Origin of the sequence: Salinivibrio kushneri, from assembly GCF_005280275.1 — a bacterium.
Classification (GTDB): domain Bacteria; phylum Pseudomonadota; class Gammaproteobacteria; order Enterobacterales; family Vibrionaceae; genus Salinivibrio; species Salinivibrio kushneri.
This window is the reverse complement of sequence record NZ_CP040021.1, coordinates 213245-227336: the sequence shown is the minus strand read 5'-3', so window position 1 is coordinate 227336 and position 14092 is coordinate 213245. Positions and strand designations below refer to the sequence as shown.

The window sequence follows — 14092 nt, the reverse complement described above, 5'->3', positions numbered from 1 at the left end:
TACTTTACTTATTTGCGACGACACGATTGGGGTAATCGAAATCGAATCATGAAGTCCACTGACCGCATTCTACACACCATCAAACGCGAAGGCAGCGTAAGTGCGAAAGTCTTGGCCGATCAGCTCGGCATGACCACCATGGGCGTACGTCAGCATTTGCAAAGCTTAGAGCGCGATGGCTTGGTCGACTTTGAGGATATCCGCGCTAAAGTGGGCAGACCTTCTCGTCATTGGTCCCTAACCGCCCAGGGTCATCGGCGGTTTGCCGACAGCCACCATGATTTATCGATTACCCTTATCGATTCCGTGCAAAACGTGTTTGGCGAGCAAGGTGTTGCCGATGTCATTGCCCAACGTGAAGCCGCCACCTTTGCCCAATATCAAGACGCGCTCAAAGATTGCGATAATTTAGAGGCTAAATTGCAAACCTTGACGTATCTTAGAGAGAGCGAGGGATATATGGCCGAGCTTCATCAAGACGGCACCGACTATATACTGATTGAACATCACTGCCCTATCTGTCATGCAGCGAAGTCCTGTCCGGCGTTATGCCGCTCAGAAATCCAGTTATTCCGCCACCTGCTCGGTGAGGCCTATCGGGTCGAACGCGAAGAGCACATTGTCTCTGGACAGCGCCGCTGCACATATCGTATTGGAGAAAAGACGTGAGGAGGTAATATGGCCACTTGGATCAAGGCTGAGGTCGTGGAGAACCAACATTGGACAAAGGATCTCTTCAGCCTGGTGTTATCCGCCCCTGTCGAGCCGTTTAAGGCAGGCCAATTCACAAAACTCGGCATGGAGATCGATGGCAAGTTGATCCAGCGTGCCTACTCGTTCGTGAATCCTCCACAAAGTAAATATTTAGAAGTTTATGCCACCCGTGTCGCCGACGGGTTAATGTCACCCCGCCTCCACGCGCTTGAGCCGGGTGACAACGTGATGATTACGCAAGATCCGGCTGGCTACTTTACCCTCGATGAAGTGCCGCAAGGCCAACACCTTTGGATGTTTGCCACTGGGACGGCAATCGGCCCGTACATCTCACTCATGGAACAAGGCGAGCTGTGGTCACGTTTTCGTAAAGTGATATTGGTGCATGCCGTACGCTTCGCCGCCGATTTAACCTATCAAGCACGCATTAACGCGCTGCAAGAAAAGTATCCCGATCAGTTGGTGGTTCAACCTTTCGTCAGCCGCGAGCCAACCGCGGGCGCGCTCTCTGGACGCGTGACCCACGCACTGGAAGATGGGCTACTCGAGCGGGTCGTGGGTCTGCCCCTCACGCCTGAACACAGCCAAGTGATGCTGTGTGGCAACCCGGCCATGGTCAAAGAAGTGAAAACACTCTTAGAAGGTAAAGGACTGAGCAAAAACCTGCGCCGTAAACCAGGCAACGTGACCACCGAGCACTACTGGTAAGCCGATCCCCTGCTTTGCTGACACGCATACGGTAAAGCAGGGCATTTTTATCGACGAGAATTAATCACAAAAACCCATTCGGATTCAGTCGATTGCCCCCGCCTCCGTCTGCATCCTCATTCAGGCCGCCAATATAGCCAGACATCGCTTATTTGATCCCCTCCAGCCTCCGGCTCATAGTTAAATTAACGCTTTGGTAACACGATCAGATGATCGGCGGCGTGTAAGGAGTAAGCGATGAAGACCCTACCCTCTTTCGATGAGTTGGCGGCACTGGCTGAGTCAGACCCACACGCATTAGAAGCATTGAGGCTTAGTATGAGTGAAGATGTCATCGCCAATGCATCTTACGCCACCCAACCTCAGCTACATGCGATGTTAAGCCATATCAATCGAATGATAGATCATGGTAAGAACCCATTACACGTCAATATGATGTTGTTCCAAGCACTGACGCGCCAGTATTCGCGCTTTGCCACCGCGTTTACCGCCCCCGATGAACTATGCCGTCATCAGGCGGACATTATGGACTTTCGCGTTGGGCAAGCCGCGAAAAAAGACGTGACAAAAGGAACGGACCGTCCCACTTAGCCACCCTTGTGTGAGTGTCCTACACCCGCATAAATGCGCTACATCGCGCGCGTGGTACCCACCCACTTACGGTAGCTACTGGTATCCATATCACGGACGTCTACCGTAAGACTACTGACGTGCCCGGCATGCTCACGCAGCGGCACGGTCAACGCATCACTGATCGCTTCTTTTTGCTGGGTGCTGCGCCCCGCGAGTAACCGAAATTCAACATGAACAAACTCACTGCGATCTGCCTGTGCCCCCACACGCCACACACCGCACGGTACCGCGCGTGATTTTAAGGCCTCGGGGTCGAAGCTGCCGGTAGCAATCGCAGCACGGTGTAAGTCATCCACCAGTTGATCAATATTGACGCGCTCGGCCAGTGCGTCTGTGTATTCCATTACCAGATGGGGCATAAAACCTCCCTCCATTAAACACGCCCACGCGTATAGTGCCGAAAGTCTTGCCTTACCACGAGCGCGACTGTCACACTTTTGTCGATACCCGCCTGCCCTTATGATGAAAATTTACTACCTAAGGTTCCCTTTTTGGCCTAAAACGGGTAAAAACGAAAGCATTCTCGCCATTCTATGATTTTAAACAGAGAAGGCCGCGCTACAATAGACTACCTTCTTTACATCTTTTGACTTCAAATCAACTAAACCGCGGAGGAATTCCTATGCGCCGTCCATTGGTAATGGGTAACTGGAAACTCAATGGCAGCAAAGCCATGGTCACTGAACTGCTTAACGGCCTTAACGCTGAACTGAAAGGCGTTGAAGGCGTCGATGTGGCCGTTGCGCCACCAGTGATGTATTTGGCACAAGCTGAGCAACTGCTGGCTGATAGCGCGATTAAACTCGGTACGCAAAACGTCGATACACACAACAGCGGCGCATTCACCGGTGATATCTCTGCAGAGATGCTGAAAGACTTTGGTGCGACCCATATCATTATCGGCCACTCAGAGCGTCGCGAGTATCATCAAGAGTCTGACGAATTTGTCGCGCAGAAATTTGCTTTCTTGAAAGAAAACGGCCTCACACCTGTGTTGTGTATCGGTGAGTCTGACGCGCAGAACGAAGCGGGTGAAACTCTCGCGGTATGCGCACGTCAGCTTGACGCTGTAATCCAATCACAAGGGGTTGAAGCCTTGAACGATGCCGTGATCGCCTATGAGCCAATCTGGGCAATTGGCACCGGTAAAGCGGCGACCGCGCAGCAAGCACAAGATATCCACGCAGCGATCCGCAAGCATATTGCGTCTTATAGTGAAGACGTGGCAAGCAAAGTCGTGATTCAATATGGTGGTTCTGTGAAAGCCGGCAACGCCGCTGAGCTGTTTGCAATGCCAGACATCGACGGCGCGCTCGTTGGCGGTGCCGCGCTTGACGCTGCTGGCTTTGCGGCGATTGCTAAAGCCGCGGCAGAAGCGAAAAAAGCGTAAATTACGCGCCGAAGACATGAAAGATCCACGCCCTCAGCCATCGCTGGGGGCGTTTTTTATTGCGCGCCATTAAAACCAAACTGCCGCCACGCTTCATACCCAATAATCGCTACGGCATTAGACAGGTTAAGGCTACGTGCCTCTGGCTGCATTGGAATGCGTAATCGCTGCGCGTCTGGTAATGCTTGGATCAACGCATCGGGTAAGCCGCGCGTTTCTGGCCCAAACAACAACACATCACCGTCCGCAAACGTCGCCTCAGTGTGAAACTGGGTGGCTTTGGTGGTACACGCAAAGATCCGCCGGCCGGCCATCGCTTTTGCAAACGCCGTGTAGTCCTGATGACGTGTCACACGCGCCAAATCATGATAATCCAATCCCGCGCGACGGACTTTCTTCTCGTCAAGATCAAAACCCAACGGCTCAATCAGATGTAAGTGCGCGCCGCAATTGGCACACAGGCGAATAATGTTGCCCGTATTCGGTGCAATTTCAGGCTCATAGAGCGCAATATCAAACATGGCAGTAACCTGCAAAATCCAGCAAAGGCGGTATTGTCGCAACCGCTTGTGGATTGCGCAATATTAACCACATGGCCAATATAAACACACCGCTAGCCCACCTTTTGGACGGTTGGATGCGTTAACCTGCCCGCCGTGCTGTTGAATCGCTTGTGCGGTAATCGCCAGTCCCAATCCTGAGCCGCCACTGTGGCGATCGCGCGCGGCCGATACCCGGTAAAACGGGCGGAAAATGTCTTTTAACATGCTCTCTGGCACCCCAGGCCCATCATCAACAACCGAGAGGCAGAGCTGTCCCGCGTCTCGTTCCACCTTGATGTGAACGTGTTGGCCGGCATAGTGAATGGCATTGCGTAATACGTTATCTAAGGCACTACGCGCCAGGCGCACATTGACGGTCAGCATGGCATCTGGGATCCCATTGCTGGTGACCTGCTTACCCTGTTGACCGGCTTCAAACTGGGCATCCTCTATCACTGTTTGCCACAAGGCATCAGCACTGATTCTTTCTCGCGCCAGGTGGCCTTGGGATTGTAAGCGTGACAAAGTGAGTAACTCGCTGATCAACGCCTCAAGTTGGCTCGCTTCGCGTTCAATTCTCGCTAACGCCTCGCTATCGCCCAGCTCACGCGCAGCGAGGGCCCGCGCCATTTGCAAACGCGTGAGCGGTGAGCGTAGTTCATGAGAAATATCTGAGACCAGCTGTTGTTGTCCGGTCACCATCTGATTAAGCGCGGTCACCATTTGGTTAAAGCCCTGCCCCGCGTCGCGAAACTCCCTCGGGCCTTGCTCAAGATCAGAGTCTGTCACTAACTCCCCGTGGGCCACCCGTTGACTGGCCGCCTGAAAGCGCCTGGCCGGGCGCGTTAAGGTATACGCTAACCACAATAATAAAGGTGTGCTCACCAACATGGTGACACCTAATAAGTGCTCCGGCTTTTCCAATATTTTCAGGACAAAGGGCAGTCTGGGCTGCCAGCGTCTGGCGTGATAAAAACGCCCCGACGCATCGGAGGTCTGGACCGGAAACGGCCCCGCGAACATGTGGCGATGATAGAGGCGTTGCAAAGGCTCGGCAGTGTCTGACGTTCGTGACATAAAGTGGCGTAACTCGCGAGGAAGCGCGTCGAGCGGTGCGCTGTCAGGCACCCAGTAGAGCTTGTTCGGTGTGCGGCGGTGTCCGTGATATTGATTTTGCCGTGCCACCAGCACAGAGAGCGGTACCTCTCGGCGCTGCGCGATGGCCATCAATTTCTCAATCTGAGCTTGTATGCGCGCTTTTTCGACGGATGGGAGCGCATGTAAGCTACGCGGGTCACCACGTTGTGCCCACATCACTGCCGCGAGCACCACCAGCAAAGTGAGCCAAAAAATAATAAAAACCCGACCATAAAGGCTGCCAAGAAATGGTAATCGCGCCCAACGTTCACCGAGACGCTGCCGCAGCGCTATTAATCGACCCATAAGTAACCTTTCCCGCGCAATGTTTTGATCCTTGGCTTACCATCAAGGCGCTCGGGCAGCTTCTTGCGTAAGTTGGAGATATGCACATCGACCGCCCGATCAAACGGCATTAAGCGCTTGCCCAGTACTTGTTCGCTAAGCAGGGCTTTACTTACCACTTCGCCAGGGTGATGGAGTAAACAGGCGAGCATTTCGGTTTCCATCCCCGTTAGCTCCACGGCCCTGTCTTGACATAGGGTTTCCAACCGGCGTGGGTAGACCCGCACGTCATGGTGGGCGAGGACAGGTTCCTCATCCGATTGCGTCGGTTCAACGCCATCTCCCTGCGTCCGGCGTAAAATGGCACGCATTCGGGCAAGCAGTTCACGATCACTAAAGGGTTTAGCCAAATAGTCGTCCGCGCCTAATTCTAGTCCCATCACACGATCCACTTCCTCACCTCGCGCAGTGAGCATCAAAATCGCCACGTTGGAGGTCGCGCGTAGCTGGCGCAAGGTTTCCATCCCGTTGAGCACTGGCATCATCACATCTAGCAAAATGATATCGGGCGGTGACGCATTTGCCATCTCCAACCCCACTTGGCCGTTATCCGCGCAGCGCACCGCAAATCCCTCCAAAGACAGTAGTTCGCTCAGAAGGTCCGTTAACGCTGTGTCATCATCGATGATTAAAACCTGATACATGCTTTTACACTCACTCCCAAGGTGGCGTGTTTGTGACACCCAACAGGGTGTATTTTTATCATAGCGGCTCACACACATGCGTGACTTTACCCATCTTTACACCCAATAACGTCACTTTACATCCCAGTACCTAGGCTAACAGGGTAAACATTCCATTCAGGAGAAAGATGATGAAACGCTTTACGATTGGCTTAGCACTTGCGGCAGTGACCCTTCCCACCTTGGCTGCCCCGCACTTTAGTGGTGGCATGGACCGCAGTCTGTGGCGTGATCTGGATTTGACCGCTGAGCAAAAGACGCAGCTTGAAGCATTGCGAGATGACTATCGCGCCCAGCGTCAACAAGCACGAAGCGACTTCCATACCAATATGCATACACTGCTTACCCAAGAGACGTTCGATGAAGCAGCGGTGCGCGACCTATTGTCGTCTCAGTCACAACCTAATCTTGAGCGTCGCGTTAGCCATGCCCGCCATCAGCATGCGATGTTACAAGTGCTGACCGCTGAGCAACAGAGCGCCTTTTTTGATGCGATGACGGAAAAGCGGGCACAACGCGGCCACGGTCACCGTGGTAAAGGGGAGCATCGTCAACCGGGTCAAAAAGGTGACTGTTGGCGCTAAACCTGCGCCGTGTCATACGTTTGCCGTCAATGGCATATATACTGAGGGCAGTGTTAATTAACCGACTGCCCTCTGTATGACAAAAAAGTATGCGTTTTGGGTTGAAGCCGCGGCGTGGGCAGCCACCTGTGTGGCGACCCTTCTCCTGTTAGCCAAACTCATCGCGTGGTGGCTCACCGGCTCGGTCAGTGTGCTGGCCTCGTTTGTTGACTCATTGCTCGATTTGCTCGCCTCGCTCACCAACTTGCTCGTGGTGCGCTATGCAGTACAACCGGCAGATAGCGAACACAGTTTTGGCCACGGTAAAGCCGAATCACTGGCCGCCTTGGCGCAATCCACCTTCATTATTGGCTCCGCCTCCTTCTTGCTCCTCAGTGGACTCGAACGTTTGTTCAAGCCTGTACCGATTGCCGCCCCTGAACTAGGGATTATGGTCAGTGTCGGTGCCACCGTGATCACCCTCGGCTTGGTGCTGTTTCAAAAGTGGGTGATCCGCAAAACCGCCAGCCCCGCCATCGCCGCCGATGCCCTTCATTATCAATCTGATTTATTAATGAACGTCGCGATTATTATTGCCCTTGGACTGAGTTGGTACGGCTGGACACACGCCGATGCCTGGTTTGCGATTGCCATCAGCCTGTTTATCTTATCGCAAGCGCTTAAAATGGCTTATGAGGCCATCCAATCACTACTCGATAGGCAATTACCGCTTGAAGAGCAAGAAAAAATTGCCGTGCTCTCCAGCTCAGTGGTTGGGGTGCACGGCATTCATCAATTGCGCACACGTCAGGCGGGGATAACAAAGTTTATCCAGTTACACATAGAGCTGGATGACGAGCTACCCTTAGTGGATGCACATACAATTGCCGATGAAGTGGAAGATAGGTTGCTCGTCGCCTTTCCCGGGGCAGATGTGATCATCCATCAAGATCCCAAATCCGTGGTGCCAAAAGAGGCAAAGGCGTGAGAGGTAACGTGAACAAAAGCTCATCGGGCTGACATGTATCAACTTTTTTTCTATAGCAATTGTAATACTATTACAGAAGTAGGAAAATTACAGTTTAAGCGATCGTCATTGCGGGTTCACTGGGGCAAGCAGGTTGCCATTACCGCAATCGGCACGAATTAAGTGACGAACAGTTAGAGGGTAACCATGGTTAGAAAAATTGGTGTTTTGACCAGTGGCGGTGATGCGCCAGGTATGAACGCAGCGATTCGCGGTGTGGTTCGCAGCGCGCTCAGCGAAGGCTTAGAAGTATGTGGTATTTATGATGGCTTTCTCGGCCTGCATCAAAACCGTATTGAACGCCTCAACCGCACCAGTGTTTCCGACGTGATTAACCGCGGCGGGACATTTTTAGGTTCGGCACGTTTTCCTGAGTTTGCCGACGAAAAAGTCCGTGAGCAAGCAATTCAGAACCTGAAGATGCACGGCATCGACGCCTTGGTCGTCATTGGTGGTGATGGCTCATTCATGGGGGCAAAGAAACTGACCGAAATGGGTTACCCCTGTATTGGCCTGCCGGGCACCATTGATAATGATGTTGCGGGGACGGACTACACCATCGGCTATATGACGGCGATGAACACGGTGATTGACGCCATTGACCGCCTGCGCGACACCTCGTCTTCTCACCAGCGTATCTCTATTGTTGAGGTGATGGGACGCCATTGTGGTGACTTAACCTTGATGGCATCGATTGCCGGTGGCTGTGAATACATCATCACCCCAGAGATTGGCTTGGATAAAGACAAGCTTCTCGCCAAAGTGAAAGAAGGCATCTACAAAGGTAAGAAACACGCGATTATCGCGATCACTGAGCTGATGACCGACGCTAATGAACTCGCGAAGTTCATCGAGACAGAAACTGGCCGCGAAACACGCGCGACCATTCTTGGTCATATTCAGCGTGGCGGCCAACCGGGTGCCTTTGACCGCATTCTTGCCTCACGCATGGGCGCTTACGCCGTTGACCTTCTGCAACAAGGTGAAGGGGGACGCTGTGTCGGTATTCAGAATGACAAAATGGTGCACCATGACATCGTTGATGCGATTGAAAACATGAAGCGCCCATTCCGCGACGACCTGTATGAAGTCGCTGAAAAGCTGTTCTAACTCGCGGCGAAGCTTTCATCTATTGCCAAAACGGAGCCCTCGGCTCCGTTTTTCGTTCTGGCCCCACACTTGAGTCGGCGCATTATCCCGTCACGCTAGAAAACAATACTCGCGCTTATGCAAGCCGCACTTATGCAAGCCGAACTTATGCAATCCGCACTTATGCAAGCCGCGATTATGCAATCCGCACTTATGCAAGCCGCATCATATCCCGTCTCCCGAGATAAATGTCTTGTGCGAGCCATTAAATTCTTGATCCATATCCAGCGATGGCATGTGCGAGCTGGGTCGACCTACGATCTTTGCCGGTACGCCAGCCACCGTGGTATGAGGCGGTACGGGGTTAAGCACCACAGAGCAGGAGCCAATTTTCGCGCCTTCACCGATATCAATATTACCCAGAATTTTCGCCCCGGCACCGATCATCACGCCCGTACGGATCTTCGGATGGCGGTCACCGCCCTCTTTGCCGGTGCCGCCCAAGGTGACATCTTGGAGAATAGACACATTGTCTTCAATGACCGCGGTTTCACCGATAACAATACCCGTGGCGTGGTCAAACATAATACCACGACCAATACAGGCCGCTGGATGAACGTCCACTTGGCTGGTCACCGAAATCTGGTTTTGTAAGTAAGTGGCTAACTCTTTGCGCCCTTGACGCCATAACCAGTTGGCAACCCGAAAGCCTTGCAACGCATGAAAGCCTTTCAAGTATAAAAGTGGCGTTGAATACAATTCGACAGCCGGATCGCGCTCCACGGTGGCACAAATATCACACGCCGCGGATTCCGCGACACAAGCATCGTTGGCATAGACTTCTTCTATCACCTCTCGCACCGCCATTGAAGGCATCGAGGGCGTGGAAAGCTTGTTGGCGAGAATATAGCTCAGAGCGCTGGCTAAATTGTCGTGCTTAATAATGGTGGCGTGGTAAAAACTCGCCAACATCGGCTCACGCTCTGAATGCTCACGCGCTTCTTTTTTCACTGCTTGCCAGACACGATCTTGTTGGCATTGTTTTTTGGCCTGATTCACTGCCTTCATCCTTATCCCAAATGATCTACCACTCAGGCGACAACACCGCCCCACGCCAGTGTATAAAAAAAACGCGCGGTTCTCACCCCGCGCGTTATTCTCTTTGTCTTTGCTGTTATTCGGACTTTTTGTCTCGTGCCAGCAAATCGCGCGCAGCATGGTGGGCCAGTTTGCCTTGATACAGCACTTGATAAATCTGCTCAACAATCGGCATCTCAACCCCCGCACGCTGGGCCAGCGCCCATACTTCTTTGGTGTTGCGATAGCCTTCGACCACTTGGCCGATGTTGTCTTGGGCACCTTGCACATCTTCACCTTGCCCCAAGGCCAAGCCAAAGCGACGGTTACGCGACTGGTTATCGGTGCAGGTCAGCACCAAATCCCCTAACCCCGCCATCCCCATAAAGGTATCTCGAGAGGCGCCCAGTGCTTCACCCAGCCGGGTCATTTCGGCAAGCCCGCGGGTAATCAATGCCGTCCGTGCGTTGGCGCCAAAGCCAATGCCATCGGAAATCCCTGCGCCAATGGCAATCACATTTTTCACCGCGCCGCCAAGTTGCATGCCGATAAAATCATGATTGCCATACACACGGAAGCTATGTTGGCAATGAATGGTTTCTTGTAAATCACTCACGAACGCTGCATCGGGCGAGGCTACCGAAATCGCGGTCGGCATGCCCGCGGCAAGTTCTTTGGCAAACGTAGGGCCCGATAACACCGCGAGCGGAATATCGTCACCCAATTGTTCCCGCGCCACCTCTTGCAATAAGCGCCCGGTTTCCGGCTCTAAGCCTTTGGTCGCCCAACATATGCGAGAGTCGGCCCGTAAGTGAGGGCGCACCTGGCTCAGTACATCAGCAAACACATGGCTGGGGACGACCACAAGCAAATCGCGACTAGCATTGACCGCAACAGAAAGATCCGCACAGAGCACTAATGAATCTGGAAACGCGACATCGGGAAGAAACGCTTGGTTGGCGCGATCAATTTCCAGCTGTGCGATATGACTCGGATCGTGCCCCCATAACACCACGTTGGCACCATTTCTGGCCAACGAGATCGCTAGCGCTGTCCCGTAAGAGCCAGCGCCCAGAACCGTAATCGCTGCGTCTTGAGTGGGAGCAAGATCTGTCATCATCACACCTTATGCTTGTGCATCTTCTTCGCCAGATGCTTCGCCTGCCTGCTGCTGCAGGTAGTTCATGAACAAGGCATCAAAGTTAACCGGTGCCAGGTTTAGCTGCGGGAAGGTCCCTTTCACAACGAGGCTAGAAATGGTTTCACGCGCATATGGGAAAAGGATGTTTGGACAGAACGCGCCCAGGCAATGCGCCAATTGTGGTGACTCCATCCCTGACACAGAGAAAATACCACCCTGCTGCACTTCACAAAGGAAGGCATTACTTTCTTGGTTTTTCACGGTCACGGTCAAACGCAAGATCACTTCATAGATGCCTTCACCCAACTCGCGGCTTTGCGTGTCCAAATCAAGGTTAACGTCTGGCGCCCAATCTTGCTGGAACACTTCTGGAGAGTTTGGCGCTTCAAAAGACACGTCCTTGAGAAAAACGCGTTGAATGGCAAAATTTTGCTCGGCTTGTTGGTTGTTTTCGGCTTCAGCCATGATGGTTCGTCCTTATTTAAAAAATTGCAAATGCGACTGGCACATTAAAAAATGCGAGCCACCGCGTCATGCGGTCGCTCGAGAATTGAGTGAAGGATCACTTTTTCTTTTTGCTTTTGCCCTTGCCGCTTTTGGCGCGAACAAGTGGCATTTTGGCATCGTTCCAAGAGGTCAACCCGTCTTTGAGAATATACACGGATTCGAAGCCCGCTTTCGCCAGTTGATTGGCACTGTCAGTCGCCGTTTGACCGGTTTTACATACCACAATGATGGGGTCATTTTTGTGTTTTTCAAGTTCACCAAACGACTGTGATTTGATTTCGCTCGGTAACACATTAAGCGCACCCGTGATGTGACCAGCGCGAAATTCATCGTGGCTACGAATGTCGACAAACACCCCATTCTCTCGGTTGTTAAGGATCGCCGCGTCATTAGGACCGACCACTTTGTAGGCAGCCGTTTTTTGTTTAATCAGCGACATCAGTAAAGCGGCCGCCAAACCCACCCAGACAAGGGTGAGAATCATGTTGTTGGAGACAAAATCAATATATTCCTGCATAACCTTTGCTCTATACTGCTTGCTTGTCTCGCCAAAGGCGAGAGTCCATCAAGGGTGAAAATGGTGTCGAGTATAACCTGCTCGCCATGGTTTTACAGCCTGCCGAGACGAAATCGCGCGTTTGCTCACTCATACGTACGTCCACGCGTTTTCACCTTCCGCTCAATAACTTGAAAAGAAAGAAGGTTTCATCAATCGCAGAAATTGAGCCAAGCCATTCGCGCACAGCGGCGATCTTCGCCATAATGAGGGGAGTCAAGGGTCGAAGGCAAGTGAACCAAGGCTTGCTGGTTAACTTGTCAGCTGGGATAATTGATCTTAGCCTACATATCAGCCCGTAAAATGTTGTAAAATTACGCACACACTGAGTCCTGAAGCTAGCCATGAATCTGGCTCCATGCCTCAGTGGTTGCTCCATGACATCCAATGTCATTGGCATCCAATGTCAGTCTTTTGCTTGAATTAAGAGGACGTAACATGTCTGCGAAAAAACCACTTGCACTGGTGATTCTCGATGGCTGGGGCTATCGCGACCCTCAAAGTGATAACGCGATTACCAACGCCAACACGCCTGTGATCGATAGCCTAATGGACGATAACAGCACACTGATTTCAGCCTCCGGTTTCGATGTGGGTCTGCCTGATGGACAAATGGGTAACTCAGAAGTTGGCCATGTCAACATCGGCGCTGGCCGCGTGGTTTACCAAGATTTGACCCGTATTGGCAAATCCATTGCGGACGGTGAGTTTAATCAAACGCCAGCGCTGACGGCCGCCGTTGATAAAGCCGTCGATAAGGGCAAAGCCGTGCACATCATGGGCCTGATGTCGCCAGGCGGTGTGCACAGCCATGAAGATCATATTGCCGCCATGGTTGAACTGGCCGCAGAGCGTGGCGCCGATCAGATTTATCTACACTGCTTCTTGGATGGCCGTGATACGCCGCCACGCAGTGCAAAAGCATCGCTAGAACGCTTCGATGCCCTGTTTGAAAAGCTGGGTAAAGGCCGTACCGCATCACTGGTTGGTCGCTACTACGCCATGGACCGTGACAACAACTGGGACCGTGTCGAACGCGCCTATGACTTGCTCACCCAAGCACAAGGTGAATTCACTGCGACCAGCGCCGTAGAAGGCTTGGAAGCGGCTTACGCACGTGAAGAAAATGATGAGTTCGTCGCCCCAACGGAAATTTACCGTGACGGTGACAACAAAGCGACCATCAACGATGGCGATGCGGTCGTTTTCATGAATTTCCGTGCCGACCGAGCTCGTCAAATGACGCGCGCCTTTATGCCGGATTTCGATGGCTTTACGCGTAAAAAATACGCCGAGCTGTCTGACTTTGTGATGCTGACAGAATATGCAGCCGACATCGATACCACGGTGGCCTTCCCACCTGAAAGCCTCTCCAACACGCTTGGCGAGTGGCTATCAAAAAATGGTAAAACTCAGCTGCGTATCTCTGAAACCGAGAAGTACGCACACGTGACTTTCTTCTTCAACGGCGGTATCGAGACCGTGTTTGAAGGCGAAGAGCGTGCCTTGGTCGCCTCACCGAAAGTAGCTACCTATGATCTGCAACCAGAAATGAGTTCAGAAGAGCTGACCGACAAGCTCGTTGATGCGATTAAGTCTGGTAAGTTCGATATGATCATCTGTAACTATCCAAACGGCGACATGGTTGGCCACACTGGGGTGTATGACGCTGCAGTACAGGCCTGCGAAGCTGTCGATCACTGCATCGGCCGTGTCTTGGAAGCCATCAAAGAAGTCGATGGTCAGATGCTAATCACCGCCGACCACGGTAACGCTGAAATGATGGTCAACGAAGAGACCGGTGGTGCGTATACCGCACACACCAACCTGCCTGTCCCACTGATGTATGTGGGGAGTCAGCCGGTAAGCTTGAAAGAGGGCGGTAAGCTGTCTGATCTGGCACCGACCATGCTGGCATTGACCGAGATGGAGATTCCTGAAGAGATGACTGGCAAGCCACTGTTCGATCTGAAATAATCC

Annotated in this window: 16 protein-coding genes; 8 read left to right on the top strand and 8 right to left on the bottom strand. The window is 52.5% G+C overall.

The window, feature by feature from the left end:
• Positions 1 to 48 precede the first annotated feature (48 nt).
• The 3 genes from FCN78_RS01080 to FCN78_RS01070 all read left to right on the top strand — a co-directional run bounded on the left by FCN78_RS01080 (position 49) and on the right by FCN78_RS01070 (position 2013).
• Positions 49 to 669: a helix-turn-helix transcriptional regulator gene (locus FCN78_RS01080; protein ID WP_077459032.1), complete on the top strand. Its 621-nt coding sequence runs from the start codon at positions 49 to 51 to the stop codon at positions 667 to 669.
• 9 nt (positions 670 to 678) lie between these two features.
• Positions 679 to 1422: a ferredoxin--NADP reductase gene (locus FCN78_RS01075; protein ID WP_069361890.1), complete on the top strand. Its 744-nt coding sequence runs from the start codon at positions 679 to 681 to the stop codon at positions 1420 to 1422.
• 237 nt (positions 1423 to 1659) lie between these two features.
• A complete protein-coding gene (locus FCN78_RS01070; protein ID WP_077650730.1) occupies positions 1660 to 2013 on the top strand; it encodes a DUF3135 domain-containing protein in 354 nt (117 codons plus the stop codon).
• A gap of 38 nt (positions 2014 to 2051) precedes the next feature.
• On the opposite strand, the gene FCN78_RS01065 is transcribed toward FCN78_RS01070, so the two are convergent.
• Positions 2052 to 2414, bottom strand: a complete 363-nt coding sequence (locus FCN78_RS01065; RefSeq protein WP_069361892.1) for a 5-carboxymethyl-2-hydroxymuconate Delta-isomerase — start codon at positions 2412 to 2414, stop codon at positions 2052 to 2054.
• Positions 2415 to 2677: 263 nt separating this feature from the next.
• Here FCN78_RS01065 and tpiA point away from each other — a divergent pair, with 263 nt between their 5' ends.
• Positions 2678 to 3445: a triose-phosphate isomerase gene (gene tpiA, locus FCN78_RS01060; RefSeq protein ID WP_069361893.1), complete on the top strand. Its 768-nt coding sequence runs from the start codon at positions 2678 to 2680 to the stop codon at positions 3443 to 3445.
• A gap of 56 nt (positions 3446 to 3501) precedes the next feature.
• Here tpiA and FCN78_RS01055 read toward each other — a convergent pair whose 3' ends face one another.
• The 3 genes from FCN78_RS01055 to FCN78_RS01045 all read right to left on the bottom strand — a co-directional run bounded on the left by FCN78_RS01055 (position 3502) and on the right by FCN78_RS01045 (position 6113).
• Positions 3502 to 3966, bottom strand: a complete 465-nt coding sequence (locus FCN78_RS01055; RefSeq protein WP_077459035.1) for a tRNA (cytidine(34)-2'-O)-methyltransferase — start codon at positions 3964 to 3966, stop codon at positions 3502 to 3504.
• Between the two features lie 63 nt (positions 3967 to 4029).
• Entirely contained in the window at positions 4030 to 5430 is a 1401-nt protein-coding gene (cpxA, locus tag FCN78_RS01050) for an envelope stress sensor histidine kinase CpxA (RefSeq protein WP_077659166.1), read from the bottom strand.
• On the bottom strand, positions 5418 to 6113 hold the full coding sequence (locus FCN78_RS01045; RefSeq protein ID WP_077599516.1) for a response regulator: 696 nt from the start codon (positions 6111 to 6113) through the stop codon (positions 5418 to 5420). The genes cpxA and FCN78_RS01045 overlap by 13 nt, the downstream gene beginning before the upstream one ends.
• 167 nt (positions 6114 to 6280) lie before the next feature.
• Here FCN78_RS01045 and FCN78_RS01040 point away from each other — a divergent pair, with 167 nt between their 5' ends.
• The 3 genes from FCN78_RS01040 to pfkA all read left to right on the top strand — a co-directional run bounded on the left by FCN78_RS01040 (position 6281) and on the right by pfkA (position 8852).
• A complete protein-coding gene (locus FCN78_RS01040) occupies positions 6281 to 6736 on the top strand; it encodes a Spy/CpxP family protein refolding chaperone (protein WP_077659165.1) in 456 nt (151 codons plus the stop codon).
• 76 nt (positions 6737 to 6812) lie between these two features.
• Positions 6813 to 7703, top strand: a complete 891-nt coding sequence (gene fieF / locus FCN78_RS01035; protein WP_077659164.1) for a CDF family cation-efflux transporter FieF — start codon at positions 6813 to 6815, stop codon at positions 7701 to 7703.
• A gap of 186 nt (positions 7704 to 7889) precedes the next feature.
• Positions 7890 to 8852 (top strand): 6-phosphofructokinase, encoded by a 963-nt coding sequence (gene pfkA / locus FCN78_RS01030; protein WP_069361899.1) that lies wholly within the window; start codon positions 7890 to 7892, stop codon positions 8850 to 8852.
• 204 nt (positions 8853 to 9056) lie between these two features.
• Here the strand turns inward: pfkA and cysE are convergent, their stop codons facing one another.
• From cysE to FCN78_RS01010, 4 genes are all read right to left on the bottom strand, one after another.
• Positions 9057 to 9890 (bottom strand): serine O-acetyltransferase, encoded by an 834-nt coding sequence (gene cysE, locus FCN78_RS01025; RefSeq protein WP_231637427.1) that lies wholly within the window; start codon positions 9888 to 9890, stop codon positions 9057 to 9059.
• A 115-nt stretch (positions 9891 to 10005) separates the two neighbouring features.
• Positions 10006 to 11025: an NAD(P)H-dependent glycerol-3-phosphate dehydrogenase gene (gpsA, locus tag FCN78_RS01020; RefSeq protein WP_077649584.1), complete on the bottom strand. Its 1020-nt coding sequence runs from the start codon at positions 11023 to 11025 to the stop codon at positions 10006 to 10008.
• A gap of 9 nt (positions 11026 to 11034) precedes the next feature.
• Positions 11035 to 11514 carry a protein-export chaperone SecB gene (gene secB, locus FCN78_RS01015; protein ID WP_077659163.1) on the bottom strand — a complete coding sequence of 160 codons (480 nt, stop codon included), beginning with the start codon at positions 11512 to 11514 and terminating at the stop codon, positions 11035 to 11037.
• Positions 11515 to 11611: 97 nt separating this feature from the next.
• Positions 11612 to 12073: a rhodanese-like domain-containing protein gene (locus FCN78_RS01010; protein ID WP_069361902.1), complete on the bottom strand. Its 462-nt coding sequence runs from the start codon at positions 12071 to 12073 to the stop codon at positions 11612 to 11614.
• A gap of 477 nt (positions 12074 to 12550) precedes the next feature.
• Here FCN78_RS01010 and gpmM point away from each other — a divergent pair, with 477 nt between their 5' ends.
• Positions 12551 to 14089 (top strand): 2,3-bisphosphoglycerate-independent phosphoglycerate mutase, encoded by a 1539-nt coding sequence (gpmM, locus tag FCN78_RS01005; protein WP_077659162.1) that lies wholly within the window; start codon positions 12551 to 12553, stop codon positions 14087 to 14089.
• The last annotated feature ends 3 nt before the right edge of the window (positions 14090 to 14092 follow it).